Source organism: Lysobacterales bacterium (assembly GCA_014946745.1).
GTDB lineage: Bacteria > Pseudomonadota > Gammaproteobacteria > Xanthomonadales > Xanthomonadaceae > Aquimonas.
In genome coordinates, this window is sequence record JADCRD010000001.1 from 2,804,251 (window position 1) to 2,831,098 (window position 26,848).

The following is a 26,848-nucleotide window of genomic DNA, read 5'->3' on the forward strand; positions in this document are numbered from 1 at the left end:
GCCAATGAAGATCAAGAAAAAGGACTACGAAGAGCTGCTGAAGCCCATGCAGCGCGAGCTGGTGCAGGTGCAGCGCTGGCTGCAGAACACCGGCACGCGGGTGGTCGTGCTTCTGGAGGGCCGCGACGCCGCCGGCAAAGGCGGCGTCATCAACGCCATCGCCAACACCCTGAATCCGCGCGCCTGCCGGGTGGTGGCCCTGCCCAAGCCCAGCGACCGCGAGCGCACGCAGTGGTACTTCCAGCGCTACGTGTCCGAGCTGCCCGCGGCCGGCGAAATCGTGCTGTTCGACCGCAGCTGGTACAACCGAGCCGGCGTCGAGAAAGTCATGGGCTACTGCTCGGAAGTCGAGTACGAGCGCTTCCTCGTGCAGGCGCCGGCCTTCGAGAAGATGCTGGTCGACGATGGCCTGCTCTTGTTCAAGTACTGGCTGGCGGTCGACCAGGAGCAGCAGGAGGAGCGCTTTGCCGAACGCGCCGCCGACCCGCTGAAGCGTTGGAAGCTGAGCCCGGTGGACCTCGCCGCGCGCGCGAAGTACGCCGAGTACGGCAACGCGCGCGAGGCCATGTTCCGCGCGACACATACAGCGCATGCGCCGTGGTGGCTGATCGATTTCAACGACCAGCGCCGCGGCCGCCTGAACCTGATCCGCCACTTCATCGACCACCTGCCCAGCCACAGCGCGGCGGAGCCGGACATCCAGTTCGAGCCTCTGCCGGAGCCGCTGCTGAAGGAGCGATTCGAAGGCGCGGTGCAGCCGATCGCCGATCGCTTCAAGGGCGCGAACGGCAACGGGCATTGAGCCCGGACAGACCCTTCAAGGCAGATTGGTCGGGGCACGTAGGTTGAGACAAGCCGCAGGCGCGTCCCAACATCGGGGATCGCATTTGGCGCGACTGCCACTTCGGGCCGCGCTTCGCTTGGCCCAACCTACACCCTGCTCCGCTCAGGACTGACGTGCCGCTTGGCGAGCGACGAGCTCAGCCCGCCTGCGCGCGCAGCGCCGCAAGCAGCGCCGCATCGCTCAGCGGCGCCTCCCACAGCAGCACGCGCAGACCGTTGGCCGGCACCTCGATGCGCGCCTCGCTGCCGAGCTTGATGACTTCGCCGCTTTCGGCATCCTTCCAGTCGCCGGGCTGCAGATGCTGGCCCAGTGCGATGGCGCGCGGCTCGGCCGACTTGTTCAGCAGCACCAGCGCGGTCTGGTTCGTATCTTCGGTCTGCAGCACGCGATAGAACGCAGCCTCGTCGCCTTCAAGCTTCAAGTTGAACTGCAGGCCGCGCTGCAGCGCCGGCAGGCGCTGGCGCAACTGGGCGACGCGGATGAGGCCCTGGCGGATCGGGTGACTGCGAGCAGCCTCGATGCCTTCGACGCCGAAGTAGTTGCGGTTGCCGTTGTGCTCGACCGCGCCGCGCTCGAAGCCGATCTCCGAGCCGTAGTAGATGACCGGGATGCCGCGCGCGGTGAACAGCCAGTGGTGGGCATTGATGAAGCCGGTGTCGCTGGCGTTCATCCGCGCCATGTCGTGGTTGTCGTAGAAGGTCATCAGCTCGTAGGGGTTCGCGTACGGGCCGTCTTTCAGGTACAGCGCCGGCGTCAGCGCGGCGAAGTCCGAGCCCTCGTTCTCGAAGACTTCGAGCAGCGCCTTCTTCAGCGCGAAATCGAGCACGCTCATGCCGCCGTTCTCGGGGTGCGTGTACATCGCCGTCTTCGCCGCCTCGTAGTCGAACACCTCGCCGAACATGAAGAAGCCCGGATGCTTGGCGCGGATGCGCTCGGCGAACACGCGCCAGAACTCCGGCTTCACATGGCGCACGGTGTCGATGCGGAAGGCATAGGCGCCCTGCTCGATCCACTGCAGGTAGGCGCCGACGAGATGGTCCATCACCGCCGGGTTGGCCTCGTTGAAGTCGGACAGCTGGGCCAGATCCGGCTTGACGTTGTAGAAGGCGTGCAGCGGGTTGTTGGCCGGATCGAGCTGATCCGGCGGCAGGTTGCCGTGGTCGGCGATCAGGGTTCCGCTGGCGTCGTAGAGTCGACCGAACTCCGGCTGGTCCACCGGCATCGACCAGCCCGGCGAGCCGTGATTGGCGACGATGTCGAGCACGATCTTCAGGCCCGAACTCTTCATCGCCGCGGTGAAGGCGCGGAAGTCCAGGCCCTCGCTCGGCAGATGCTCGTCCACGGTGTAGAAGTTCTTGGCCCAGTAGCCGTGGTAGCCCGACTTGCCGCGATCGGTCAGAAAGCTGGTCTGGGTGATCGGCTCGCCGCCGGTGAAGGCTTCATCGGGGTTGTCGACGATGGGCGTGATCCACAGCGCGGAGAAGCCCATCTCGCGGATGTAGCCGGCGTGGTCCAGCAGGCCCTTGAAGTCGCCGCCGAGGTAGCCGACGTTGTCGGTGCGCCCGTCCTCCCATTTCAGCGGGATATCGAAGGTGCCGCGCTCGCCGCCCTGTTCGCGCTGGTCGTTGGACGGGTCGCCATTGACGAAGCGGTCGGTGACGACGAAGTACACGGCCTCGGAGGCAAAGGGCTCGGTGGTGCCGATGAAGCGATCGACCGCGGCGACAGCAGGCACTGCGGGGGCTGCTGCCTCAGGCGCAGGCGCCTCGCTGCCGCAGGCAGCCAGCAGGGTGAGCGAGAGGGCGAGGACGAGCGGACGGATCTGCATGGGCGACTCCAGTGCGGGCGCGCGGCGCCGGTTGGATACTCGGAAACGTCTTGACGAAGCGATGGGCTCAGTGCGCTGCCGCCATCGCAGCGGCAGGCGCGGTGCGCGGCTCGCGGACGAAGGCGAGACACAGCGCGCCGACGATCAGGCTGCCGCCGGCGATGATCAGGGCATAGATCGGCTCACCGCCGAAGAATGTCCGCAGCACGGGCCCCAGCAGGGTGGCGGCCACGATCTGCGGGATCACGATGAACATGTTGAAGATGCCCATGTACACGCCCATTTTCTTCGGCTCTACAACGCTAGCCAGCAGCGCATAGGGCATGGACAGGATGCTGGCCCAGGCCACACCCACCAGGGCAAAGCTGCCGATCAGCCAGACCGGCTGTGAGACCACGGCCATCGACAGGAAGCCGGCGCCGCCCAGCAGCAGCGACACGAAGTGGACGAGCCTGCGGTTGAGCACGAAGCGCGAGGCGTAGAAGGCCAGCAGCAGGGCCACCGCCATCGAGGACAGCCCGTAGTAGCCCGTGTACGAACCCACAAGATCCGCCGCATTCTGGAACGCGCCGTTGGCCTCGGCGAACGTCTGCGCCTGTGCCGGCGCAGACATGTCGAACGCGTTGGGGTCGGGCGCCGGCGCCTTGAACACGTGGCTGGTGAGGGCAGGCGTGCTCATGGTCCACATGGCGAAGAAGGGGAGCCAGCTGAAGAACTGCACGATGCCGAGCTTCAGCATCTGCCCCGGCATCTGCAGGATGTCGCGGCTGAGATTGGCGAGGAAACTGCCCTCGCGACGCTCCTGCTGGAAGCGCTGCATGTCCTCGGGCGGGTCTTCGCTGGTGGTGAAGACCGTCACCAGAATGCTGGCGAGGAAGACGAAGGCGCCGATGGCGAAAGCGATCTGCACCGAAGGCGGCACCACGCCGGGACCCGCCTGATTCGACACGCCCAGCCAGCTCACGAACCAAGGCAGGTTGCTGGCCACCCAGGTGCCGATGCCGATGATCAGCGTCTGCACCACAAAGCCATAGGAGCGCTGCTCCTCGGGCAGCTTGTCGGCAACCAGTGCGCGGAAGGGCTCCATGCTCACATTCATGGAGGCATCCAGCACCCACAGCAGGCCAACCGCCATCCAAAGCGTGGGCGAGTGCGGCATCACCAGCAGCGCGATGGAAGCCAGCACTGCACCGATCACGAAGTAGGGGCGTCTGCGACCCAGAATCGGGTGCCAGGTGCGATCGGAGAAGTAGCCGATGATCGGCTGCACGATCAGGCCAGTCAGCGGAGCGGCGAGGAACAGAAAGGGAATCTCATCTTTCGCTGCTCCGAGCGTCTGGAAGACGCGCGACATGCTGCCGCCCTGCAGGGCGAATCCGAACTGGATGCCCAGGAAGCCAAAAGACATGTTCCAGATCTGCCAGAAGCTCAGCTTCGGCGTGTTGCGGTTCGACATCTCGCTCCCTCGCTGCGACGGTCGATGCCAGAGCACAGAGGCCCAGGCGACGCGCAGTCCAGGGGATGTCGCACGACGAAGAGCGCTGCCAGGGCGCTTCGCGATCCGCAGTCCGGGCCACCGCAACATTCATGCACGCGCTGCGTGTGCCCCGCCCTCCCCGGGAACTGCCTTGAGAGTCGCGACAGCAGACCGCCGCGACCGGCCGACAGCTTAGCGGCTGGGGGCGAGGGTGCCTTCGGGTGCATACGTATTCACGCCGCGGAGCGGCGTGAACGGGATTGGGGATTGGGGATTGGGGATTCGCAAGAGCGGGCCATCGAGCCCGGGGCGATGGCTGCGGTTCGCAGCGCTGTAGTGACGCAAGCGATGCGGCTGGCGCCGCGAATCCCGAATCCCCAATCCCGAATCCCCGCTCTCAGAACACCTCCCTTCGGTAGCGCCCCGCCGCCAGCAGCGCATCCACTGAGTCTTCGCCCAACAGCTCGATCAGGCAGGCATGTACCCCCTCGCCCATGCCGCGCCGACTGCCGCAGACGCGCAGGTGCGCGCCGCGATCCAGCCAGTCGCGCAGGCGCAGGGCCTGCGCGCGCAAAGCGTCCTGGATGTAGGCCGGCGCGACCGGATCGCGCGAGAAGCAGCGGTCTAACTGCAGCAGGTATCGCGCATCCACATGCGCCTGCAGCTCGGCGGCCAGCACGCAGTCGCGCTGCGGATCGCGCTCGCCGAACAGCAGCCAGTTGTCGCGCGCGCCCTGCTCGATCCGCGCATCCAGCAGACCGAGCAGGCCAGCCAGCCCGCTGCCGGCACCGATCAGGACCAGCGGCAGCGCTGGCGGCGGCGCACGGAAGCCTGGGTTGCTGCGCAGCTTGAGGTTCAACTCGGCGCCAATGTCGCTGTCGAGAAGGGTGGCCGAGCCCAGCCCGGGGCGACCGTCAGCGTGGTTCTGTCGGCGCACGATCAGGCGCAGGCGGCCGCTGGCCGCAGTACTGGCGATGGAGTACTCACGGCTCGGCAGGCGAGGCAGCCGGGCGATCGCGTCCAAGGCGATGGGCTCGACCGTCTCGACCGCGAGCGCTTGCGTGTTGTGCGTTTCACCCGCGTTGCGCGAACGAAGCAGCGGCAACGCGTCGAGCGCGCGTTCCCGCAAGACGTCGGACAGCGGTCGCTCCCGCCCGTCCACGACAATCGACGCGGCGCCATCCAGCCCCCGCGCCGCCATCCAGCGCTGCACCCTCGCGGCGGAGTTCTGGGTCTGCAGCACGGCCACATCGCCGGGCTGCCAGCTCAACGGCGCGCCGCTCACCGGCAGCAGTTCGATGTCGCACAGCGCCGGCGCGGCGCTGCGCGGGTTGAGGCGCGTGCGCGACTGCAGACGCCAGCGCTGCCACGCGCGGTCATGCCCACCGTCGGCGCGCGGCGCAAGGCGTGAGGCGGCACCCACGGTGACCGCTGACGCTGCCGCCGATGCCCCCCTCTGCCCTGAGCCCGCGTCGGCGGAATCAGCCAGCGGCACAGGCGTAGGCCAGGGCTCTTCAGCATCCCCCCACTGCGCGCGCTGCGCGGCAGCCTCGACGGCCCGCAGCCAGGCATCGAGCGCCTGCGGATCACCGTCATCGACCTCGATGCGTTCGAACAGCGGGCGCGCCGCACAGCCCTGCAGCCAAGCATCCAGCGCACGGCCGAAGGCGCAATAGTCCCGGTAGCTGCGATCGCCCAACGCGAGCACAGCGAACTGCAGATGCGACAGCGCCAGCGTCTGCGGCATCAGCCGACGCACGAAGGCCGCGGCGGTATCGGGCGCATCCCCCTCGCCGGTGGTGCTGACGACCAGCAGCAGGCGACGCGCTGCGCGCAGTCCGTCTGCATCGAGTTGGGCGATGGCGCAAAGCTGCGCGCGCGCGCCGAGCAGGCGGAGGCGAGCGACGGTCTGCTCGGCCCACTGCTGCGCCTGCCCCGTCTGGCTGGCGTGCACCACCCACCAGGTCGGATCACGCTGCGACGCCTGTTGGCCTTCGATGCCGCGCCTGAAACGGATGCGGCTGCGCAGCCAAGGCAAGGCCAGCAGCAGCCAGGCGAGCCCACTTGCGATGGCGGCCGCTTCGCGCGAGAGCGCCTGCCGCCTTGGCGCAGGCTCGGGCGCAGCCAGCGCCGCGCCGCTGATCGCATCCACGGGCTGCAGCAGATGGCGACCGTCCTGAACGAATTCCAGGCTGGCAGGTCGCGCGGCATCACCGGCGCGGACAGCGATCAGACGCGCCGAGGCCCTGGGCCCGTCGGAATCGGTCGCGAGCCCCGCGGCCATTGAGACCCGCGCATCCATCGGCGGAGCGGCAGCGTCGCCGATCCCCGCGTCGTTGCGGATCGCTGGCGCAGACGCAGCAGGCGCGACGTCCGCTGCGGCAGCAGCCACACCGGCTCGCCAGCGTTCAATCAGCGCATCCGGCGCCAGTGCACGCGCGCTGCTCCGCGGACTCTCGCTGGGTGCAAGCGGCCAGCGCGCCCACAGCAGGGGCGTCGCAGCGAGCGCAAGCAGGGCCACCCACCACAGTCGATACAAGCGGCGGTGCGGCATGTTCAGTCGAGCGCCTCAAGTGCGTCGAACGCCGGAGTGCGACGCTCAACCCAGGCATTCGCGTCGCGATACACAAAGCGCGCGGCGATGCCGCGCGCGCGCGCCCATTCGAAACCTTCCCCGGGACCGAGCACTGAAAGCGCGGTGGCCAGCGCGTCGGCCTGCATGGAGGAGCGATGCACCACGCTGACCGCGATGCCCGCCTGCGCGATCGGCTGGCCCGTCCGCGGGTCGATCATGTGCGAATAGCGGTGGCCGTCCTGCTCGAAGAATTGGCGGTAATCGCCGGAAGTCGCCACAGCCTGATCGCGCAGGACGACACCGCTCGCAGCCCTCTCGCCACTCGGGCCTTCCAGACCAACGCGCCAAGGTCGAGCGCCTGGGTGCTCGCCCATGGCACGCAGCTCGCCACCGACATCGACCAGCAGGTGCTTGTACCCAGCCGCAGCCAGGGCCTCGACGATGCGATCCGCGGCATAGCCCGGGGCCAGTGCCGACAGATCCAGCGACACGCCGCCGGGCTGGATCAGCTGATCGCCCTCGATCCGCACGCGCTGCCAGCCGATGCGCGCACGCGCGGCTTCGATGTCGGCCGCCGCCGGCGCGCTCTGCCGCGGCCGCCCCGGGCCGAAGCCCCACAGCTCGACCAAGGGGCCGACCGTGGGATCAAAGGCGCCGCCGCTGTCCTCGGCCAGCGCCAGCGCCGCCGTCAGCACCTCCAGCAGCTGCGGCGGCAGCGCGTGTCGCGTGCCGGCGGTCGAGGCGTTGAAGCGCGAAAGATCGGAATCCGGCTCCCAGGTGCTCATCTGCGCCACGACTTGCTGCAGCTCCGCCTCGATCAGCGGGCGCGCGCGCGCTTCCTCAGCCGCCGAGTCGCCGATCAGCACCGACCAGCCGCTGCCCATGGACTGGCCTTCGATGCGCAGAGGCTGCGGCGGGGGCGAGCAGGCGGTGAGGAGGAGGAGTGCAAAAGTCAGAACAAAGAAGTGAGGAGTGAGAGAGATGCAGCGCGAGGGGCGTTCCCAGGCAGCTGCGATAGGCGGCACATGCACGCCCTCGGGACGCGCTTGTCCGTTCGCCACGTACGTCAGAGCTTGAAACCGGTCGATCATCTGGAACCCATCACTGTCACGCGCCTAAGGCAACACTGCTCAAGTCTCTCCTGGCCTTGATCAGTGGTCGCGTGTCCGGCACATGTCCGGACTCGTTCGGCCGCTATGCGGCGACGCCTTCGCTTCGCTCGGTCACGCTGGATCAAGCATTTGCGTGCTCGATCCGCGGGCGCGCCCTCCATGGCGCGCGGCAACGCTGAATTCTTCAGCGTTGCCCTAAAGCTCAATGCTCCACGGCTTCGTGGCTCGCAGCATCGGGCTGCGGCTACAAGCGGCGCGGCGTCTGCCCAGGTGCACTCCAACAGCCGGCCCCGTGCCCTGCTCTCACTTCTCACTTCTCACTTCTCACTTCTCACTTCTCCGCCCTCAGGGCAGCACTTCCAGCGTCACCACATAGCTGGCGCGGCGCTGCGTCGCCGGGGCCACTGCGGCCTTGGCGTCACTCACGTTGGCCTGCAGCCAGTACATGCCGGCGCTGGGCCAGGTGACCGCGAAGGCGCCAGTGTCGTCGGTGCGCAGGGTCATGGCCTGCTGGGCGTCGCGGTAGCGGGTGCCGCCGTTGACCACTTCGACAGCAGCGTCCGCCGCAGGCGCGCCGTCCAGCAGCAGCCGGAATTCGGCGGTGTCGCCGACCATCAGGTCGTTCGGGTGGCCGACGAATTCGAGGCTCAAGCCCTGCGCTGCCGGGGCGATGTTCTCGCGGCTCGGCCGGCCGAGGGTGACGAAGGTTTCGATACGGTTCTGCGCGTGGGTGACCTGCAGCTTGTCGGCGCCCGTCGGCACCTGGCTCGCGAAGTCTTGCGCGCGACCGCGCCAGCGCTTGGGCTCGCCGCCCTCTTCCCAGCTGGCAAACAGGCCGTTGCTGGCGAGCGCGATGCGGTAGGTGCCGGCGGCCGAAAGCTCCAGATCGAAGACGCTGCGCAGCTGGCCGGTGTGCGCGTTCTGCGCGCTCACCGCGCTGCCGTCGGGCGCGGTGACGCTGAGCGCATCCAGGCGCAGCGGCACATGGTTGAAGTAATAGAGATCGTTGGAAACGGCGGCGTCGACGGTGATCCAGACTTTCTCACTGGACAGCACGGTGTCGGAGGGCAGCAGCCAGGTCTTGTGCGCCTGCGCGGACAGCGGCAGGGCGGCGATCAGGGCGAGTGCGGCGTAGCGGAGCGCGGTGCGCATGGAGGTTCTCCGGTGAGTGTCGGTGTGGCCGTGCGCTTGCCCGCACAGCCTGAGTGTCGATCCGAGTGTCGATCAGGGTGTGAGCTTCAGGCTGAGTGCGCCAAGCTCGCGCTGGCCGTTTGCACTCAGTTCCACCGCCTGCGTGGGCGGCCACTGGAAGTCGATCTGCAGCAGCTCGCGGCCACCCACTTCGCGCGCGGCTTCGACCATCAGCCGGTAGTCACCGGCCGCGAGGTCCGCCAAGGGCGGCTGGGTCGAATCGAACTTCAGCGGATGCCGGCCGACCGGGCGCGTGGCCGCGCTCAGGCCGTCCACCGGCATGTCGAGATCGCGGCCACCGCGGCGCCACCACTGGCGCAGGTCCTTCAGCCATTTGCTGCCTTCGTTGTCACGCATGCCGATGTCGTACCAGACCGAGAGCTGGGCGGCGACGTGGCCATCGGGCGATTCGACCCAGGCGGCGACATAGGGGCGGTGGTACTCAGCGACATCGAGGCGCGGGATCTCGACCTCGATCGCCAGCTCGGCCGCTTGGGTGGCGGCGCTTGGCGCGAGCGTCATCAGCACGCCGACGAGACAGGTGGCAAGGGCTTTCGGTGAGTGGATCATGGGCGATTCCAGACAGCTCAGTGGATGAACAACAGGGCGATCAGCAGGGGCAGCACCAGTCCCAGCCCGACCACCGGCCAAGTGCCGGGGCGCTGACGCGCATGCATCTGCAGCAGGACGAGCCCGGTGAGGCAGAACACCACGCAGGCGACCGCAAACAGATCGATGAACCAGGACCACACCGGCCCGGTGTGGCGGCCCTTGTGCAGGTCGTTGAGCCAGGCGATCCAGCCGCGATCGGTCAGCTCGTGCTTCACCTCGCCGGAGGCGAGATCGAGGCTCAGCCAGGCATCTCCGCCGGGCCGCGGCAGCGAGAGGTAGATTTCCTCCGGCGACCATTCGGCCTCGATCGCTTCCACGCGCAGATCGAGTTCGCCGCGCAGCCAGGCGCTGGCGCGGGCGGGAAGCGGCGCGGTATCGGCGTCCTCGGCCAGCGCCTGCAGCTCGGCGAGCAGCGGCGCCGGCAGCTGCGCCAGGCGCAACTCCACCCTCGGCTGGGCTTCGATACGGCCGGCGTGGTTCAAGGTGATGCCGGTGACGGCGAACAGCAGCATCGCCACCAGGCACAGGGCGGAGCTGACCCAGTGCCAGAGATGCAGCTGCTTCAACCACCCGCTGCGTGAGGCGGAGGCGGTCGACATCGGCTCAGGGCACCGCGCCGCAGCGCGCAGGGGCCGCGCGCTGTGCTGCATGCTCGCCGCTGAGAGGCGAGCGAAGCGAGGGGAGCGGCGCGCGGAGAACGCGCGTCAACACGAGCAGGAACACGCCGAGAGATCCAGTGGGTCGTGAGGAACCCCGGTCTGGCGTCGGCTGGACGGGTGCTGAGAAGGCCGCGGCAGCTTATTGCAAATGCGAACGGGTCGCAATAGCGAAGAGCTGGGATTGGGGATTGGGGATTCGCAGCAGGCGCTGCCAGTCGCGACGGCGCCCCGTCGGGCTTCAAGCCGCTCCCACGTCGCAGCCGTTCGGGGGCGCTGATCGGCTGTCTATGGCCGCCGATGACGCCAAAAGCCCGAGCGGCGCGAAGGCGGGCTTGGGCAGCGGGCCGGGTGTTCTCTGGCGGTGCCGTCCATGTGCTTTCGGAACCCAGCCGATGGCGCTTCGCCAACGCTAGCTCGGAGGCACGCTCCGGCGTCAGACACGCTTGCAGATGCCGTGCACTCCACACCGCCGGCGTCGAATCCCCACTCCCGCACGGCAAGCGTCGCTCAGGCTTCGATCGCCAGCAGCTGCCGCAGCCGCGCCTTCAGCCCCAGCCCGTGCTGCTTGAGCCAAGCGCGCTGCTGGAGATGATCCGGCATGCGAGCGCGCACTTCGGCCCAGTAGGCGGGCGAGTGATTGCGCTGCAGCAGGTGGCAGAGCTCATGCACCAGCACGTACTCGAACACCCGCGGCGGCGCCTGCACCAGGGCGAGGTCGAGCGAGACTGCACCGGCGGCATTGAGCGAGCCCCACAGACTGGACAGCGGCCGCAGCCGAATGCTGCGCGGTGCAGCAGGCAAGGTGGGCAGGTACTGCGGCAGCCACTGGCCGAGATCCCGACGCGCCTCGGCCAGCAGGAAATCCGCCATCACCCGCTGCAGCTGCAGCGGCGTATAGCGCGGCGGCAGATGCAGCTCGACGTGGGCCGCGGACGGCACCGCCGCGAGACGGCGCGATTCGACGCGCTGGATCGGCAGCTGCGCGCCGCGCAGCAGCAGATGATCCGGACGCGCGGGGTCGGACGCAGGCGCGCCATCGCTGCCCTGCCCCGGCACGGCCGCAGGCAACGCCAGCGCGCGCAGCTGCTGGGCCAACCAGCCGCGATGCTGCTCCAGAAACTGGCGGATCTCGATCTCGCCAACGCCGCGCGGCACGGTCAGCCGCGGACCGCGCTCGGAGACCATCAGCTTCAGTCGACGTGCGCGCGCATCGCGCACTTCGACAATGCCCGCCTCGCTGCCGTCGGGCAGGCGCAGACGCCGCTCCGAGCGCAGCAGGCGGGCCATGCCTCGCTCAGGCCTCTGCCTTGCTGAGGCCGAGAATCTCCTCAAGCCGCTTGAGCAGCACGCGAAGCTCGCCGCTCATCAGCGCGAACACCGCGTCGATCTCGTCGCGCTGGGTATCGCGCTCGCCCTGCTCAAGCGATTCGGTGGCCGACTCCAGAAACTTCAGCTTGCGGATCACCAGGTCCTCGCCGAGCACGAAGCTGATGCGCTCCTCGAACACCAGGGCGACCTGGAAGGCCTGCTTGCCGCACTTCAGGTGCTCGCGCACTTCCTCGGCGCTGAGCTCCTGACGGCGGCACTTGATGATCGCGCCCGAGTCGACCGGATCGCGCAGCTCGCACTCATCGCCGAGCACGAAACCCTCGGGCAGCGGCTCGCCGTCGATCCACGAGGTCATCAGCGCGCGCGGGCTGGTTTCAGCGTTCACCGGCACCGCCGGAAAGCTGCCCAACGCTTCGCGGATCGCGGTGACGAAGGTCTCGGCGCTCTTGCGGCTGCTGCTGTCGATCACGCACCAGCCCAGGCCGAGATCGAGGTAGCCCGAGCAGCGCGAGGGCCGCGAAAACGCCCGCGGCAGCAGGTCGGTCAGCACTTCATCCTTGATGCGCTTGCGCTCGCGGCCGCCGGGGTTGCGGCCTTCGCTCTCGCGGATGTGGTCGAGTTTCTCCGAAAGCACGGCATTGACCACGGATCCCGGCAGCAGCTTGTCCTCGCTGCCGAGCGTCAGCAGCAGGGCCTCGGCGACGCGGTGCGACAGCGCCTGCTCGCCACGGCCGAGCGGGGAGACAAAGCCGCGCGAGGACAGCTCCAGCGGGCCGACGGGTTTGAGCACGTGCTCGGCGAGCTTGTCGTCAAGGTCCTCGAAGCTGTCGTTGATCGAGGTGGGATAGCGGAACAGGGTCAGGTTGCGGAAGAACATTAGGTGTCCTGTTTAGGCTCGCGCATGGGGCTGCGGGCGATCATTGCTCGCCGCGCGAGCGGTGGTGATTTTGCCCCTCTCCCCGTGGAGCGAGCCGAACCGTTTGTGGGCTGCCGGTGGCAGCCCACGGGTCGGCGAGCCCGAGCGGAGCGAAGGTCGGGGTTGGGGAGAGGGTTCGGCCGCCCATCAAGTGGCAATCCGCTCGATCCTGATTCCTCATGGCGGCGAGCTCGGCGCTTCAGCTGCAAGCTGCTCATCCATGCGCGAGTCCCGGACCCTCTCCCCCAAGCCCTCTCCCACAGGGAGAGGGGAGCGATGTGCGGATCGAGCGCGGCACGGGATCTGAGCAAGTTGGCAACAGACGATCACGCCTGCAGCCGCACCGGAATCTCCAGCAGGCGTGCAGGCGCATCGAGCGGTTCGACTGCGGCAGCTGCGCGCGCTTGGCTTGCGACCTCCGCAGGCTCCCCTGCCAGCCACGCATGCGCATCGGGCAGCGGTGCGTCGGACGCGCGGCCCAGCGAGAGGAAATCGAAAAGAGTGCGGTCCGACAGCTGCGAAGGGCGAATATCGCCCAGCGCACGCGCCATGGTTTCCAGCCGACCCGGCGCGGTGCGCTCCCACTCGTCCATCATCCGTCGCACCTGCTTGCGCTGCAGGTTTTCCTGCGAGCCGCACAGATTGCAGGGAATGATCGGAAAGCCCTTGGCCTCGGCGTAGCGCGCGATATCAGCCTCGGCCACGTAGGCCAGGGGGCGGATCACGATGTGGCGGCCGTCGTCCGAGCGCAGCTTGGGCGGCATGCCCGAGAGCTTGGCGTGGAAGAACAGGTTCATGAAGAAGGTCGCCAGCAGGTCATCGCGGTGATGGCCCAGGGCGATCTTGGTGAAGCCCTGCTCGGCGGCATAGGTGTAGAGCGCTCCGCGGCGCAGGCGCGAGCACAGCGAGCACATGGTTTTGCCCTCGGGCACCACGCGCTTGACGACCGAGTAGGTGTCCTGCTCCAGGATCTTGAAGGGCACGCCAAGGCTTTCGAGGTAGGCGGGCAGGATGTGCTCGGGAAAGTCGGGCTGCTTCTGGTCGAGGTTGACCGCCACCAGCTCGAAGCGCACCGGCGCCTTGGCCTGCAGCTGCATCAGCACATCCAGCAGGGTGTAGCTGTCCTTGCCGCCGGACAGGCAGACCATGACCTTGTCGCCTTCCTCGATCATGCCGAAGTCGGCGATGGCCTCGCCGACCTGGTGGCGCAGGCGCTTGGCCAGCTTGTTGTGCTCGTACTCGTGCTTGCGGGCGCTGGACATGGGCGGAAAGGGCATTGATGAGGGGCGTAGGAGCCGTCGGCCGGGAGCAGACCCGGTCGCGCAGTTTAGCAGCGCCCCCGGATCGCCTCGACCGTGCGCAAGGGCTGCCCGATGCGCCCGGCGCCGGGCCTCTTGCGCGGCCGCGGGGGGTGGGTAAGCTCACCGCTCCCGCGCACGCGATCCCTGGGTTTCCGATGCTGTCGAGCGATACCGCCGAGGTGGTGAGGCAGTTGGCCGAGCTGAAGCTCGAGCACCGCGACCTCGATAGCGCCATCGAACGCCTTGGGCAGACGCCAGGCGCAGATGAACTGCAGCTGCGGCGATTGAAGAAGCGCAAGCTGCGGATCAAGGACGTGATCGCGCGTCTGGAGAGTGAGCTGATTCCCGACCTGGATGCCTGAAGCGCCGGGATTCGGGATTCGGGATTCGGGATTCGGGATTCGGGATTCGGGATTCGGGATTCGAGAACAAGCGTATCCGGCGTCGACCTGTGCAACCGCGCCGTGGCCATCAGGCCCCGGTTCGATGCATGGCCTCGGCGATGGCGCGTTTCAGATCCTCCGCCGGGCAAGGCTTGGCCAGCACGCGGTGGATCGCACCGCTGGCGCGCGCGGCATCGCTGCTGCCGGTGTCGCCCATGCCGGTCAGCAGAATGCGTACGGTGCCGGGCCAGCGCTCGGCCACGGTCTGCAGGAAGCGCACGCCGTCCATGCCGGGCATGCGCATGTCGGACAGCACCACGTCGAAAGCGGGTTCGGATTCGAGCGCGTGCAGCCCCTCATCGGGCCCGACGGCGGTGATCAGCTCGACCGCGCCGAACAGGCTGCGGTTCAGGGCGCGCAGGATGTTGGGCTCGTCGTCGACCGCCAGCACGCGCGGCAGGGCCTCAGCCATGGCTGCTCTCCCGGATGCGCTCGGCCTTGTCGCGCCAGTCCTCGAGGCGATCGGCCACGCGCACGCGTTCGAGGTAGGCGAGGTCGATCTCGTCCTCGCCGGCCAAGGCAGCGGCGACGTGGACGATGCCGGCCAAGCCGAATTCGCGCTGGCTGGCGCGCTGCGGCTGACGGTGATGGGCGACGGCTTCGACAATCGCCATGGGCAGACCCCAGACGCCCAGCAGATAGGCCCCCAGCTCGGCGTAACTGAAGCGCTGCGCTGCGTCGCCCTCGGGCTGCGGCAGCAGCAGCCCGACGTTGGCGAGCAGACCGGCGATGCCCGCCTGATCGGCATCGGCGCGTCCGGCGGCCACCCGCGCTGCGATCAGCGAACTCAGCAGGGCCTGACGCTGCAGGGCTTCCACATCGACACGTCCGGCCTCCTGGCTGAACACCTCGGCGGCCAGCACCAGGTTGCGGATCATGGTTGAACCAATGCGCGAGACCGCCGTCTTGAGATCGGTGACCGCCCGACTGCTCGAGGGGAAGAACGCCGAGTTGGCCATGTGCAGCACCTTGGCCGTCATCGCGGGATCTTCGGCGAGGATCGCGCCGATCTGGCGCGCATCGCAGTTCGGATCCTGCAGGGCCTGGTTCAACTTGGCGAACACGTGGGGCGCTGCGGGCAGGCGCTTGATACGACCCACCACCTCGCCGATCGCCGGGTCGGCCAGCAGGTTCCTGAGCGCGACCGCCCCTTCAATGGTGTCGACCAGCAGCTGCGGCTCACAGGGCTTCGACAGGAACTGCTGGGCCACGTTGAGCGCGCGCATCGCGGCCTGGGTTTCGGTGTGGCCCGACAGCAGCATGCGCAGCGTCGAAGGCGACCTCTGCTGCACTCGCTTCAGCAGTTCAGCGCCGTCCATGCCCGGCATGCGCATGTCGGTGACCACCACATCGATCGGCCCGCGATCAAACTCGGCCAGCGCGGCCTCGCCACCGTCAGCAAGCAGGATCTCCCAGTCGCGGTTGAGCCCGAACAGCATGCGTTCCAGCCCGACCAGCACGCGCCGCTCATCGTCCACGAACAGAACTCTCATTCGGGCTCTCCACCGAGCTGCGGCCGCAGCGGCAGGCCGATGATGAAGGTGGTGCCGATGCCGGGCTCGGTTTCGAAGTGGATGCGGCCCTTGTGCTTGTCGACGATGGTGGCGTAAGCCATCGACAGGCCCTGACCCGTGCCCTTGCCCACCGGCTTGGTGGTGAAGAAGGGATCGAACACCGAACGCTGGATCGCCTCCGGAATGCCGCCGCCGGTATCGGCCACGCGGATCTCGGCCATGTCGCTGGCAAGGCGCGTGCTGATGCGGATGCGACCTTTGCTGCCAGGGTCCTTCAGCACGATGTCGCCGATCGCGTGCGAGGCATTGACGATGAGGTTAAGCACCACCTGACTCAGCTCATCGCGAAAGCACGGCACGGGCGGCAGCTCAGGGTCGAAGTCGGTGTCGAGATCAGCGACGTACTTCCACTCGTTTCGCGCGACCATCACGGTTGTGTCAATCAGCTCGCTGAGCTCGACCGGCTCCTGGTCCTCGCCCGAGGGATGCGAAAAGCGCTTCATCGCCATGACGATGTGCGATACCCGATGCAGGCCTTCCTGCGACTCGTCGAAAGCGTCGGGCACGTTGCGCCGCAGGTAGTCGAGGCGGGCGGCCTTGAGCGCTGCCTCGGCGGCATCGAGACGCTCGGCGGACAGCGGCGCCTGGCGCGCCTCGGCCAGCAGCCCGAGGTACTGGTCCACCACGCTCAGCAAGGCTTCGAAACCCGAGCGCAGAAAGCTGACGTTGTCGCTGACGTACTGCACCGGCGTGTTGATCTCGTGGGCCACGCCCGCCGCAAGCTGGCCGATCGCCTCCATTTTCTGCGACTGCAGCAGGCGCGCCTGGGTGCTGCGCAGCTCGGACAGCGCCTGCTGCAGCTGCAGCCGCTCACGTTCAAGCTCGCGGGTCTTTCGCGAGACCACCGCTTCGAGCGCAAGGTTCTGTTCGAGCAGGGCGAAGGCCGAGGGATCGCTGCTGCGCGACTCCAGCCGTTTGATCAGCACTTCGATGGTGCGATCACGCGCCGTCAGCATGCGCTTGAGCTCGGCCGGATCGTCGGTGCAGGCGGCCTCCGACATCGCTGCCGGCGGAACGGAAGGGTCAGTCACGCTCATGGGTGGGCGGCCACGGCAATCGCTGTGAACGACTGGTTGATGTGCAGGCCGTTGAACTGTTCGCCGTGGGTGGAGAATCCGAACACCCTGCGCTCGGCAAGAAAGTCGCCGATCGCCCCCAGCTGATTGTCGCGCTCGGCCTGCCGCCGCCGCAGCGTGCATTCGCAGCCCAGAACGAGCGCCGGTTCGCCGATGCGCGCTTCCACGGCTTCGAAGCCGCGACGCAGCGCCTCCAGGGCCGCACCGGCATCGCCCACGTCGACCAGCACGCCGGTTTCCACCGCCGACATGCACAGCAGGGCGCGAGCGCGGGTCACCCGGCTGATCGCCCGCACCACCAGTTCGTCGCCGACGCGCAGCAGCAGGGGATGGGCCTCCAGCAGTTCCGGGCTGAGTGCGGCTTCGGTGACGCCGAGCGTCCGCGCATAGACCTCGGCGGCCGGCAGGCCGTTGATCTGGATGACCAGCCGGCGCTCGGGATCGGCCTCGGTGATGACCAGACGCTCGCGGCGCGGCACGAAGTGCTGCACGCGGAAGGCCTCGAACACCTGCGATGTCTCGAACACGCCGAACACCGCGGCATTGCTGCGGAAGCGGCCATCGAAGTAGACCGGGGTGTGTTCGAAGCGCAGCTCGTCCGAGGCCGAGCCGCCGATGAAGGGCACGTCGCCCAGTCCGTGGTAGAGCGCGTGCGCCAGCCGCTCCTCACCCTGATGCAGACCGTCAACCAGCAGCAGGCCGAAACGCCGCCAGCCCGGCGCCAGCGGACGCTCCGCCAGACCGCGAGCAATGCGCTCCACGGCGGCATCGGCGCGCCCCAGGGGCTCGATCAGATGCGTGCTGAGTCTGAGTCCGGCGCCATAGCAGGCCAGCAGCGACAGGCCGCCGCGCCGGAAACCCCCGCTGCCGATCTGGCCGCCGCTGGTGCAGCCAAGCAGCGGGCAGGCGAAGCGCTGCGCCAGCGCATCGGCGAGTGCCTGCAGCGGATACAGGCCATCGCAGAAGAACAGCACCGCCGCCGGCGTCCGTCCGGGGCGGCGGCGAGCCAGCTCGGTCACCAGTGCGGCGACTGCCTGCCCGGGGTCCGCCAGTGCGCTGAACACACACTCGTTCGAGATCGGCGGCTCACAGCGATGGCTCGGTCCACCCACGGGCGTCGGAAAACCGTCGCTTGAACCGTGCGCAGGCGTCGATATCTGTCGCTCGCGGGTGCGGAGCGTCATCGCTGTCGGCCTCGCGTCTTCACGGTTGCGGGTCACCTGAGGGGGGGGTGGATGGGCGGGGGGGGGCGCCGTTCGCGGCGCGCGGATCGCGGATCGCGATGCTGCGTGCATGTCGCGTGCCGCGCGATGCGTTCGCGGGGGGCTGCGTTCAGTAAGCTTGGAGCCTGCTGCGCGGAGGACGCCCTGGACACCGCCCAACCACTGACTCGCCTGCCGGCGGCGCTGGCCGCAACGAGCGGCGCACTCGCGATCCTCGTCGCTGCGGGCGCGGGTGCCTTGGGCCTGTGGAGTGCAGCGGTTACCGCCGCCTGGGCGGCCCTGGCCTGTATCGCCCTGCTATGGCCGCTGCCGCGGGTGCGCGGCCTGATGGCAGCCCAGGCCTGGGCCATCGGCGGCGCAGGTCTGCTGATCCTGCTCTGGCGCCACATCGACAGCGGCGCCTGGTCACAGCCCTTTGCTCTGCTGGTGGGTGCCGCCCTGGCCGCCGCTGTCGGGCTGAGCCGTCCGCCGAGTCCCGCACGCCAGAGTCTGCTCAGCCTGAGCGGAGGCGCCGTGCTGCTGCTCGGCGGGCTTGACGCCCTGGGCGTACTGGGCGGACGCAGCGCAAGTGGCTCGCTCGGCGCCTTTCCGCTGCTGCTGGCCTGCGCTTCGATCGGTCTCAGCTCGGCCCTGCTGCGCCGGGGCCTGCCGCATGCGCCCGGCCTGCGCGAGGGCGCGCGACTGGCCACCGCCTTCGCGCTGGCCGCCGCCGTCGTCGACACCTGTGGGCGTCTGCCGCACCTCAACCTGGACCTGTTGCCGCCCGTCGTCGCCGGCGCTGCCGCCCTGTGCCTGGTGGCCGTCGCAGGTCGACGCGAGCGACTCGTAGGCGGTGTTCTGCTGGGTTTGGCCGCGCTGGCGCTGACGACGGCCGCGAGCTGGCTTGCGCCCGTGCTGGGGCAGGCCGTGCTGAGCCCACCCCTGCCCCTGAGCGCTGCGATGCCGCTGGGCTTGGCCTGCGTCGGACTGTTCTGCCTGCAGCGCCGCCAGCGTCGACTCGGCTGGCGCACCATGGCGTGGGCCAGCGGCCTGCTGCTGATCCTGATCGCCGCACTGGGCATGCTCGGCTTCCTGCTGGAAACCGACCGTCTGAACCCCTGGGGCGAGGCGCAGGCGCCGGGGCCGCTCGCTTCGCTGGGCCAGTTCGGTCTGGGCCTCGCCCTGGTCCTGCTTTCGGATATCGGCCGCGATGCGCAGCGGCCGCTCGCCGCGTGGCTGCCGGCGACGCTCGGCACCATGACGGTGCTGCTCGGCGTGGTCGGCTGGCGCGCCGTGCTGCCGGACAACACCCTGCGCATCGAGCGCGCCACCGCTGCGGTGGCGGATCTCGTCCAGAGCCAGCTCCAGCAGCGTCTCGACCAGTTCAGCCGCAGCCTGCGGCTCGCTGCCGTGCTGGGCGAAGACTCGCGTGACGTCCTCGCCGAAATCGATCCGGCGGTGATCGCGGTCGCCGACGCTCGGGGCAGCGGCTGGAAACTGCGCGATCCCGCACTGGCGCCCCAGCTCGACCGCCAGGAGAGCCGGCTGCGCGCCTTCTTCCTGCGGCTGCAGGAAGAACGCCCCGTCGAAGCCTCACCGCTGCTGGGCGTGGGCCGACCGGCCTGGATGATCGTCTCCGCCGCCGGCGGCGTACCCGGTGAGCGACTGCGCCTGCTGGTCGACGTTGAACGCCTCACCGCGCCCACCCTGCAGTTCGAGCCAGCGCAGTTCGCACTGGCGCTCGCGCAGGACGAGCAGACCATTCTCGGCAGCCCGGACGCGCTCCCGCCCAGCGGCGGCTTGCAACGCAGCTTCAGCGGCCTGGGCGAGGGCTGGACGCTGCACGTGGCGCCGCAGCCCGGCCTGGTGCAGCTGATGGGGTCGCGCCTGCCCTCGCTGGTGCTGGTCATGGGGCTGCTGCTGGGCGGCAGCCTGGCGGCCGCGCTTCGTCTGGCCCTGGTCGCCCAGCAGCGCGCGCGCAACGCCGAATCGATCGCCCGCGGCCTGGAGCGCGAGGTCGCGGCGCGCCAGGCGACTGAAACCGCGCTCGACCGCTCACTGGACGAGATCGGCCTGATCCTGTCCAGCATCAGCGACGGCTTCCTGTTTCTCGATCGCGATCTGCGGGTGTCCTTCGCCAACCTGCAGGCGGCGCGCATGCTGTCGGGCGAGGGCGAGCTGCCGCCCAATGCCAGCCTCGCGGGCCTGTGGCCGGATCTGGCCAACGAAGGCCGCCTGGTCGAGCTGGCACGGGCACTCGGCCAGACCGCGGAGACCCGCTTCGAGGCCTTCAATCCGCAGGCTCGGACCTGGCTTGAGGTGCGCGCCTTCGCCCATCCCAACGGGCTGGCGGTGCTGCTTCGCGACATCGGCGATCAGCGCCAGCGCGCCGAGGAGCTGGCCACCAGCGAAGCCGCCCTGCGCGGCGCGCAGCGGCTGGCCCGCGTGGGCAGCTGGCGCTACGACCTGTTCCGCGACAGCTGGCTGTGGAGCGACGAGCTGTATCGCATCCTCGGCCTGGTGCCCGGCCAGCTGCCGCCTTCGCGCGATCTGCTGCTGCAGCACGTGCCGGCAGTGCAGCGGGCGGCGCTGTCAGCCGCCTTCGACGCCCTGCTCAGCGAAGGCCGCGAACTGCTCAACGAGCACCGCGTGCAGCGCAGCGACGCCGGTTGGGTCGATGCACTGAGTCTGGCGCGCGCGGAGCGCGATGCCGGCGGACGCATCCGCGCCATCTCGGGGACGCTGCAGGACATCAGCGCACAGAAGCGCCAGGCGCATGAGCTGCAGGCCGCGCTGGCCCGCTCCGAGCGCCAGGCGCGCCAGCTGCAGGCCTTGCACCAGGTCTCGCTACTGGCCAGCCAGAAACTCGGCGACCCGGACCTGGTGCCGGTGCTGCTGACCGAGGTCCGCCGCGCGTTCGATGCCGGTGTCGCGCTGCTGGTCGAGGCCCCCGGCGGCAGCTTCGATGACGGCCGCGAAGCGCTGATGGACCTGCGCCCGGGATTCGCCTGGCCGCGCGCGATGGACTCGTCGACGCTGGCCTTCCTGCGTCAGCTCGCGGGCACCGGCGCGCGCCGCCTCAGCAAGGTCGAACTTCTGGCGCACTCGGCCTACGGCGAGTTGAGCCTGGCAGCGCTGGATCTGCCTCTGGCCGGGCTGCTCAGCGTGCCGCTGCGCGCGCCCGGAGGGCATGCCGGAGGCCAGCTGCTGCTGTCCTGTCCGTCGGAGGGTGAATTCGGCCAGGACGAACTGGAGGTGCTGGACCAGTTCGGCCAGATTCTCGCGTTGGCCCGCGACTGGTCGGACCTGATCGAAGCCCTGCAGTCCACCCGCGCCGACCTGCAGCAGCAGCTCGATGCCCTCTCCCGCAACCGCACCCTGCTGGCGGGCGCCGAGCGGGTGGCCGGGCTGGGCACCTGGGAGCTGCACTTCCTCGGCGGCCAGATCGTCGACTTCGAGGCCTCCGAGGTCGCCCGGCGCATCCTCGGCATGGAGGACGGGCCGCTGGCGCTCGATCTCGCCAACGAGCGCGTCCATCCCGAGGATCGGCCGCGGCTGCGCGAAATGTTTCTGGCCGCAAAGCACGGCGCGCAGGTGTTCGAGATCGACTACCGGGTGCACCATCCGGACGGCCGCGAGCTGTGGGTGCACACCCAGGCCGAGATCGCCCGAGATGCGGAGGGACGGCCGGTTTACCTGCTCGGGACCATGCAGGACGTCACCCGCCAGCGCGAACAGCAGCGCCGCGAGCAGGAGAAGATCGAGCTGCTGCGCGGTATCGCTGCCGGCGCTCCGCTCGAACAGAGCCTCAATGGCCTCGTCCGCCACCTCGAGAGCGCCCATGCGGTGCGCGTTGCGGTCGCCTATGGGCTGGATCTCAACCGGGGCGCCCGCGGCATTGCAGCGCCCTCGCTGGGCGAGGAGTTCCAGCGCGTGATGCGCGGCCTGAGCGGCGTTCCCGGCGTCGCACCCAGCCGGCTCGCCGCCGAGCGCGGGGAGCGGATCATCGTCGCCGATGTGCTGGCCGAGCCCGCCTTTCACCAGGTTCACGCCGCCTGCCGCAATGAGGGCATCCGCTGCATCGTCGCCACTCCGGTCCAGGGCACAGACGCGCGCGTCAGCGGCGTGCTGACCTGCTATCTGGATCACGCCGACGGCCCTTCGCACGAGCTGCTGCAGGCGATCGACTCGGCGGTCTCCGTGGCGGCGATCGCGCTCAAGACCGCCGCCGCCCGGCGCCACATCGAGGACAGCCGCCAGCGCCTGCGCTCGCTGTTCACCCTGGTGCCCGATGCGGTGTTCGCACTCGACCCGAGCGGTCGCATCGAGGACTGCAACGCCGCCGCCGAGGCGAGCAGCGGCCGGCCTCGCGACAGTCTGCTGGGCCAGGCGCTCACCGACATCGTCAGCCGCGAGGCCCGCGATCTGTTCGAGCAGCGCATCGGTCTGGCCGCACGCGGCAGCATCCAGCGCTTCGAGCTGCAGGGGGCGGACATGCAGGGCCTTCGCGTCGACACGGTCAACACGACCCTGCCCATCGAAGTCGACGGCAGCACGGTCGGCGTCTTCCTGATCCGCACCGACGTCAGCGAAGCGCGTCGCGCCCAGGCCGCCCTGCAGGCCGCACTCGCCGATCTGGAGTCGCGCAATCAGGAGCTGCAGGACTTCGCCTTCGTCGCCTCGCACGATCTGCAGGAGCCCCTGCGCAAAGTCCAGGCCTTTGGCGATCGGCTGCGACTGCATCTGGCCGAGCGCCTGGATGAGCGCTCAGCCGACTACATCCAGCGCATGCGCTCGGCGGCTGCGCGCATGCAGACCCTGATCAACGATCTGCTGGCCTACTCGCGGGTCTCCCGCAATGCCCACCAGCCGCAGCGCGTGGCGCTGTCGCGCGTGCTGGCGGAAGTGCTTGCCGATCTTGAGAGCCGCATCGAAGCGAGTGGAGCGGTCGTCGAAGCGGGACTGCTGCCGGAGGTCGAGGCCGATCCGACGCAGATGCGCCAGCTGCTGCAAAACCTGCTCGGCAATGCGCTGAAGTTCGCCGCCCCCGGCCGCGCGCCGCGGGTGCGGGTGTCCGCCAGTCAGCGCGAAGGCCGCGTTTGTCTGCTCGTCGAGGACAACGGCATCGGCTTCGACAACAAGTATCAGGACCGCATCTTCGCGCCCTTCCAGCGCCTTCACGGGCGCAGCGAGTACGAAGGCTCGGGCATCGGCTTGGCTATCGTGCGCAAGATCGTCGAGCGCCACGGCGGCCAGATCCACGCCGACGGTCGCCCCGGCGAGGGCGCTCGCTTCGCGCTCGACCTGCCGGCTTCCACTGCTCTTTCCAGCGCGCGCGACGTCTGCGAGGATTCGGCCTGATGTCCATTCCTGACACCCTGCCCTGCTGGATCCTGGTCGCCGAAGACGATGGCGACGACCAGCGCCTGTTGGCGGACGCCTTCGAGCAGTGCGGCATCCGCTGCCGGCTCGATTTTCATGGCGATGGCGAAAGCCTGCTCAAGGCGCTCAGCGACTGCACGCCGGCCTCGCCGCCGCGGCTCATCCTGCTCGACCTCAACATGCCGCGTATGGATGGACGCGAGACCCTGCAGCGGCTGCGCGCTGACCCCGTGCTGGCGCAGGTGCCGGTGGTGGTCATGTCGACCTCGGCCGCCGAAGACGATTGCAGCCGCGCTCGCCGCGCCGGCTGCGACGCCTATTTCGTGAAACCCGCCGAGTACGGCGCCTTGCTCGACATGGTCGGCTTGATCGCCCGGCGCTGGCTGCAGCTGCCGTCACCGGCGGGAGGGGACGTCCGATGATGGCGCGCGAAGTCCCGCACATTCGCGTGCTGCTGATCGACGACGACGAGGACGATGTCTACCTCACCCGGGCGCTGTTCGAGGAGGTCGTCGACTTCCGCGCCGAGGTGGTGGCCGCAGGCAGCCTTGACCAGGGGTTCCGTCTGCTCGGCGAGTCGGACTTCGACATCTGCCTGGTCGACTACCGCATCGGCCCGGACAGCGGTATTGCTTTCATCGAGCAGGTGGCCCGCTCGGACTCGCGGGTGCCCGTCATTCTGCTGACCGGCCAGGGCAGCCGCGAGGTCGATCTGCGCGCGATGGAGGCCGGCGCAGCCGACTACCTGGTCAAGGGTGGGCTGGACGCGGAACGGCTCGGACGGGCCGTGCGCTACACCCTCGATCGCGCCGAAGACGTGCGTCTCATCGAAGCCAGCGAGGCGCGCTATCGCCTGCTGTTCGAATCCAATCCGATGCCGATGTGGGTCTGCGACAACGAGACCCTGCGCTTCCTGGCCGTCAACGAAGCGACCGTGGAGCACTACGGTTACTCGCGCGAGGAGTTCGCGCGGATGGACTCCACCCATCTGCGCCCCGCCGAGGACGTGCCGGCCTTTCTGGCGGGCGTGCGCGCCAGCCTGCCCGGCCCCTACCGGCGCGGACCGGTGCGCCACATCCGACGCGACGGCAGCGTCATCTGGGTCGAGATCACGGCGCACGACATCCGCTTCGAAGAGCGCCCGGCGCGCCTGGTGCTGATCAACGATGTGACCGCCAAGCGCGCGGCCGAAGCCGAGGCCCGGCTGCTGGCGCGCGCGTTCGAATCGAGCAAGAGCGGCATGCTGATCGCCGACGCCCGCGGCCCGGACCTGCCGACGGTGTACGTCAATCCGGCGTTCGTGCGCATGAGCGGCTACGAGGCCAGCGAGATCCTCGGCCGCAACTGCCGCTTCATGCAGGGCGAGGACCGCGATCAGGAATCCTTGCGCACCCTGCGCGAGACCTTGGGCAAACAGGGCGAATGCGAAGTCGTGCTGCGCAACTACCGCCGCGACGGCAGCCTGTTCTGGAACCAGCTCACGCTGGCGCCAGTGCGCGATGCGGATGGGCAGGTGACCCACTACATCGGCGTGTCCACCGACCTCACCGACCGCCGTCGCCACGAGGCCGAGCTGGCCTATCTCGCCCGCCACGACCAGGTCACCGGGCTGCCGCGCTTCATTGATCCGGACGACGCCTTGCGGCCCCTGTTCGAGGAAGCCGCCGCAGCCGACGAGCAGGTCGCGCTCTGGTGCATCGACATCGACCGTTTCCAGTCCGTCAACGAGAGCGTCGGCTACCGGGGCGGCGATGAAGTCCTGAGGCTGCTTGCCTCGCGCATCCGCTACGTGACGGGCGCCGCCGGCAAGCTGTGGCGCCTGACCTCCGATGAATTCGTGCTGTCCCTGCGTTTCCGGCGCGGCGAATGCGAGCCGCTGGCCATTGCGGAGCAGATCCGCGAGACCCTGGAGGTGCCCGTCCCGGTCGCTGGCTCGCAGCTTTTTCTGTCCGGCACCATCGGCGTGGCCGTGCATCCCGACAACGCGCGCGACCCGGTCGAGCTGTTCCAGTGCTCGGAGTCGGCGATGTACCGCTCCAAGCGCAGCGGCCGCAATTCGGTGCTGGCCTCGTCGGCCTCGCACGCCGAGGAGCTGCGCGAGCGTCTCGCTTTGGGCAGCCGCTTGAAGAGCGCGATCGCCGCCAACGAGTTCGTTCTGTACTTCCAGCCGCAGGTCAACGGCAGCGACGGCCGCATCACCGGCATGGAAGCGCTGGTGCGCTGGCGCACCGCAGACCGCGGGCTGATCGAGCCAATGCGCTTCATCCAGGTGGCCGAAGAGCTCGGCAGCATCGTCGACCTTGGCCGCTGGGTGCTGCACGAGGCCTGCCGTCAGGGCCGGCGCTGGCTCGACCTGGGCCACACCGAGCTGCGCATCGGCGTCAACGTCAGCGCTCTGCAGCTGCATCGCATGAGCTTTGTCGACGAGGTGCGCGAGGCGCTGGAGCGGTCCGGCCTGCCTGCGCACATGTTGGAGCTGGAGACGACAGAGGCCGCGATCGTCGAGAACCTCGCCCGCTCGCTGGATGTGCTGTCCAGGCTGAAGGCTCTCGGCGTGCAGCTCGCGCTCGACGACTTCGGCCTGGGCTACAGCTGCCTGAGCCAGCTGAAGCGCTTCCCGGTGGATCGCCTGAAGATCGACCAGAGCTTCGTGCGCGATGTGGCGCTCGCCGGCAGCGAAGCCGCGATCGCCCGCGCGATCACCGCGATGGGCCACGAGCTGCACCTCAAGGTGATCGCCGAGGGCGTCGAGACCGAAGCGCAGTTCGGCTATCTGCTGCGCAACCACTGCGACGAGTTCCAGGGCTTCCTGTTCAGCCCGCCCTTGCCGGCCGACGAGGCCACGACGCTCCTGGCCAAGCGCTACGTGGCGCCGATGGTGATGAGCCTGGCGCGCCCCGAGCGCGGCCTGCTGCTGGTCGACGACGAAGAGAACGTGTTGCGCGCCCTGGTGCGTGTGCTGCGTCGCGACGGCTATGTGATCCACACCGCCACCAACGCCACTGAAGGCTTCGAGCTGCTGGCGAAGAACCGCGTGCAGGTGATCGTCTCCGACCAACGCATGCCCGGCATCAGCGGCACACAATTCCTGTCGCGAGTGAAGGAGATGTACCCCGACACCATGCGCATCGTGCTGTCGGGCTACACCGATCTGGCGACCTTGACCGACGCCATCAATCGCGGCGCGATCTACAAGTTCCTGACCAAGCCTTGGGACGACGAGGACCTGCGCGAGCAGGTGCGCGACGCCTATCGCCAGTACGACGAGCGCGCCGCGCGCGAGTCGGTCGGCTGAACCCGCGAGGGCGCGTCTGCCGCGCCTGCGGC

At 68.9% G+C, this 26,848-nt stretch carries 19 protein-coding genes; 5 read left to right on the top strand and 14 right to left on the bottom strand.

Translation table 11 applies throughout. The features are described from left to right. The first annotated feature begins 4 nt into the window (after positions 1-4). The gene (gene ppk2 / locus H4O13_11245; protein ID MBE5315959.1) at positions 5-802 is read left to right on the top strand and encodes a polyphosphate kinase 2; all 798 of its coding nucleotides are present in this window, start codon (positions 5-7) and stop codon (positions 800-802) included. Between the two features lie 178 nt (positions 803-980). Here the strand turns inward: ppk2 and H4O13_11250 are convergent, their stop codons facing one another. The 10 genes from H4O13_11250 to ttcA all read right to left on the bottom strand — a co-directional run bounded on the left by H4O13_11250 (position 981) and on the right by ttcA (position 13,820). Next, positions 981-2,672, bottom strand: a complete 1,692-nt coding sequence (locus H4O13_11250; GenBank protein ID MBE5315960.1) for a cyclomaltodextrin glucanotransferase — start codon at positions 2,670-2,672, stop codon at positions 981-983. Positions 2,673-2,739: 67 nt separating this feature from the next. Continuing rightward, complete coding sequence (locus tag H4O13_11255; GenBank protein ID MBE5315961.1) at positions 2,740-4,128, bottom strand: MFS transporter; 1,389 nt, start codon at positions 4,126-4,128, stop codon at positions 2,740-2,742. A gap of 418 nt (positions 4,129-4,546) precedes the next feature. Next, complete coding sequence (locus H4O13_11260; protein ID MBE5315962.1) at positions 4,547-6,703, bottom strand: flavodoxin domain-containing protein; 2,157 nt, start codon at positions 6,701-6,703, stop codon at positions 4,547-4,549. Positions 6,704-6,705: 2 nt separating this feature from the next. Further along, complete coding sequence (locus tag H4O13_11265; protein MBE5315963.1) at positions 6,706-7,608, bottom strand: FAD:protein FMN transferase; 903 nt, start codon at positions 7,606-7,608, stop codon at positions 6,706-6,708. A gap of 573 nt (positions 7,609-8,181) precedes the next feature. Then, positions 8,182-8,988, bottom strand: a complete 807-nt coding sequence (locus H4O13_11270) for a DUF4198 domain-containing protein (GenBank protein MBE5315964.1) — start codon at positions 8,986-8,988, stop codon at positions 8,182-8,184. 72 nt (positions 8,989-9,060) lie between these two features. Further along, complete coding sequence (locus H4O13_11275) at positions 9,061-9,597, bottom strand: DUF2271 domain-containing protein (GenBank protein ID MBE5315965.1); 537 nt, start codon at positions 9,595-9,597, stop codon at positions 9,061-9,063. 17 nt (positions 9,598-9,614) lie between these two features. Continuing rightward, a complete protein-coding gene (locus tag H4O13_11280; GenBank protein ID MBE5315966.1) occupies positions 9,615-10,238 on the bottom strand; it encodes a PepSY-associated TM helix domain-containing protein in 624 nt (207 codons plus the stop codon). A 567-nt stretch (positions 10,239-10,805) separates the two neighbouring features. Further along, positions 10,806-11,585, bottom strand: a complete 780-nt coding sequence (locus H4O13_11285; protein ID MBE5315967.1) for a M48 family metallopeptidase — start codon at positions 11,583-11,585, stop codon at positions 10,806-10,808. A gap of 7 nt (positions 11,586-11,592) precedes the next feature. Continuing rightward, positions 11,593-12,504, bottom strand: coding sequence for a recombination-associated protein RdgC (locus tag H4O13_11290; GenBank protein MBE5315968.1), 912 nt, complete (start codon positions 12,502-12,504; stop codon positions 11,593-11,595). Between the two features lie 365 nt (positions 12,505-12,869). Then, positions 12,870-13,820, bottom strand: a complete 951-nt coding sequence (gene ttcA / locus H4O13_11295) for a tRNA 2-thiocytidine(32) synthetase TtcA (GenBank protein ID MBE5315969.1) — start codon at positions 13,818-13,820, stop codon at positions 12,870-12,872. A gap of 179 nt (positions 13,821-13,999) precedes the next feature. Between ttcA and H4O13_11300 the strand changes: the two genes are divergently transcribed. After that, positions 14,000-14,206, top strand: a complete 207-nt coding sequence (locus tag H4O13_11300; protein MBE5315970.1) for a DUF465 domain-containing protein — start codon at positions 14,000-14,002, stop codon at positions 14,204-14,206. 109 nt (positions 14,207-14,315) lie between these two features. Here the strand turns inward: H4O13_11300 and H4O13_11305 are convergent, their stop codons facing one another. Genes H4O13_11305 through H4O13_11320 form a run of 4 tightly spaced genes read right to left on the bottom strand, consistent with a single transcriptional unit; the run spans position 14,316 to position 18,001 of the window. Beyond that, the gene (locus tag H4O13_11305; GenBank protein ID MBE5315971.1) at positions 14,316-14,699 is read right to left on the bottom strand and encodes a response regulator; all 384 of its coding nucleotides are present in this window, start codon (positions 14,697-14,699) and stop codon (positions 14,316-14,318) included. Next, on the bottom strand, positions 14,692-15,780 hold the full coding sequence (locus tag H4O13_11310) for an HDOD domain-containing protein (protein ID MBE5315972.1): 1,089 nt from the start codon (positions 15,778-15,780) through the stop codon (positions 14,692-14,694). The genes H4O13_11305 and H4O13_11310 overlap by 8 nt, the downstream gene beginning before the upstream one ends. After that, complete coding sequence (locus tag H4O13_11315) at positions 15,777-16,898, bottom strand: ATP-binding protein (protein ID MBE5315973.1); 1,122 nt, start codon at positions 16,896-16,898, stop codon at positions 15,777-15,779. The genes H4O13_11310 and H4O13_11315 overlap by 4 nt, the downstream gene beginning before the upstream one ends. Beyond that, on the bottom strand, positions 16,895-18,001 hold the full coding sequence (locus H4O13_11320; protein ID MBE5315974.1) for an FIST C-terminal domain-containing protein: 1,107 nt from the start codon (positions 17,999-18,001) through the stop codon (positions 16,895-16,897). The genes H4O13_11315 and H4O13_11320 overlap by 4 nt, the downstream gene beginning before the upstream one ends. A gap of 246 nt (positions 18,002-18,247) precedes the next feature. Between H4O13_11320 and H4O13_11325 the strand changes: the two genes are divergently transcribed. Genes H4O13_11325 through H4O13_11335 form a run of 3 tightly spaced genes read left to right on the top strand, consistent with a single transcriptional unit; the run spans position 18,248 to position 26,816 of the window. Then, the gene (locus H4O13_11325; GenBank protein ID MBE5315975.1) at positions 18,248-23,500 is read left to right on the top strand and encodes a PAS domain-containing protein; all 5,253 of its coding nucleotides are present in this window, start codon (positions 18,248-18,250) and stop codon (positions 23,498-23,500) included. Continuing rightward, positions 23,500-23,943, top strand: a complete 444-nt coding sequence (locus tag H4O13_11330) for a response regulator (GenBank protein ID MBE5315976.1) — start codon at positions 23,500-23,502, stop codon at positions 23,941-23,943. Before H4O13_11325 ends, H4O13_11330 begins: the two co-directional genes overlap by 1 nt. Further along, complete coding sequence (locus tag H4O13_11335) at positions 23,943-26,816, top strand: EAL domain-containing protein (GenBank protein MBE5315977.1); 2,874 nt, start codon at positions 23,943-23,945, stop codon at positions 26,814-26,816. Before H4O13_11330 ends, H4O13_11335 begins: the two co-directional genes overlap by 1 nt. The last annotated feature ends 32 nt before the right edge of the window (positions 26,817-26,848 follow it).

Coding starts and splice junctions, on each gene's coding strand:
- H4O13_11250 (MBE5315960.1), bottom strand. CDS start 2,672: ATGCAGATCCGTCCGCTCGTCCTCGCCCTCTCGCTCACCCTGCTGGCT.
- ttcA (MBE5315969.1), bottom strand. CDS start 13,820: ATGCCCTTTCCGCCCATGTCCAGCGCCCGCAAGCACGAGTACGAGCAC.
- H4O13_11325 (MBE5315975.1), top strand. CDS start 18,248: ATGCGTTCGCGGGGGGCTGCGTTCAGTAAGCTTGGAGCCTGCTGCGCG.
- H4O13_11270 (MBE5315964.1), bottom strand. CDS start 8,988: ATGCGCACCGCGCTCCGCTACGCCGCACTCGCCCTGATCGCCGCCCTG.
- H4O13_11275 (MBE5315965.1), bottom strand. CDS start 9,597: ATGATCCACTCACCGAAAGCCCTTGCCACCTGTCTCGTCGGCGTGCTG.
- H4O13_11300 (MBE5315970.1), top strand. CDS start 14,000: ATGCTGTCGAGCGATACCGCCGAGGTGGTGAGGCAGTTGGCCGAGCTG.
- H4O13_11265 (MBE5315963.1), bottom strand. CDS start 7,608: ATGGGCAGCGGCTGGTCGGTGCTGATCGGCGACTCGGCGGCTGAGGAA.
- H4O13_11285 (MBE5315967.1), bottom strand. CDS start 11,585: ATGGCCCGCCTGCTGCGCTCGGAGCGGCGTCTGCGCCTGCCCGACGGC.
- ppk2 (MBE5315959.1), top strand. CDS start 5: ATGAAGATCAAGAAAAAGGACTACGAAGAGCTGCTGAAGCCCATGCAG.
- H4O13_11310 (MBE5315972.1), bottom strand. CDS start 15,780: ATGAGAGTTCTGTTCGTGGACGATGAGCGGCGCGTGCTGGTCGGGCTG.
- H4O13_11335 (MBE5315977.1), top strand. CDS start 23,943: ATGGCGCGCGAAGTCCCGCACATTCGCGTGCTGCTGATCGACGACGAC.
- H4O13_11290 (MBE5315968.1), bottom strand. CDS start 12,504: ATGTTCTTCCGCAACCTGACCCTGTTCCGCTATCCCACCTCGATCAAC.
- H4O13_11255 (MBE5315961.1), bottom strand. CDS start 4,128: ATGTCGAACCGCAACACGCCGAAGCTGAGCTTCTGGCAGATCTGGAAC.
- H4O13_11330 (MBE5315976.1), top strand. CDS start 23,500: ATGTCCATTCCTGACACCCTGCCCTGCTGGATCCTGGTCGCCGAAGAC.
- H4O13_11305 (MBE5315971.1), bottom strand. CDS start 14,699: ATGGCTGAGGCCCTGCCGCGCGTGCTGGCGGTCGACGACGAGCCCAAC.
- H4O13_11260 (MBE5315962.1), bottom strand. CDS start 6,703: ATGCCGCACCGCCGCTTGTATCGACTGTGGTGGGTGGCCCTGCTTGCG.
- H4O13_11315 (MBE5315973.1), bottom strand. CDS start 16,898: ATGAGCGTGACTGACCCTTCCGTTCCGCCGGCAGCGATGTCGGAGGCC.
- H4O13_11280 (MBE5315966.1), bottom strand. CDS start 10,238: ATGTCGACCGCCTCCGCCTCACGCAGCGGGTGGTTGAAGCAGCTGCAT.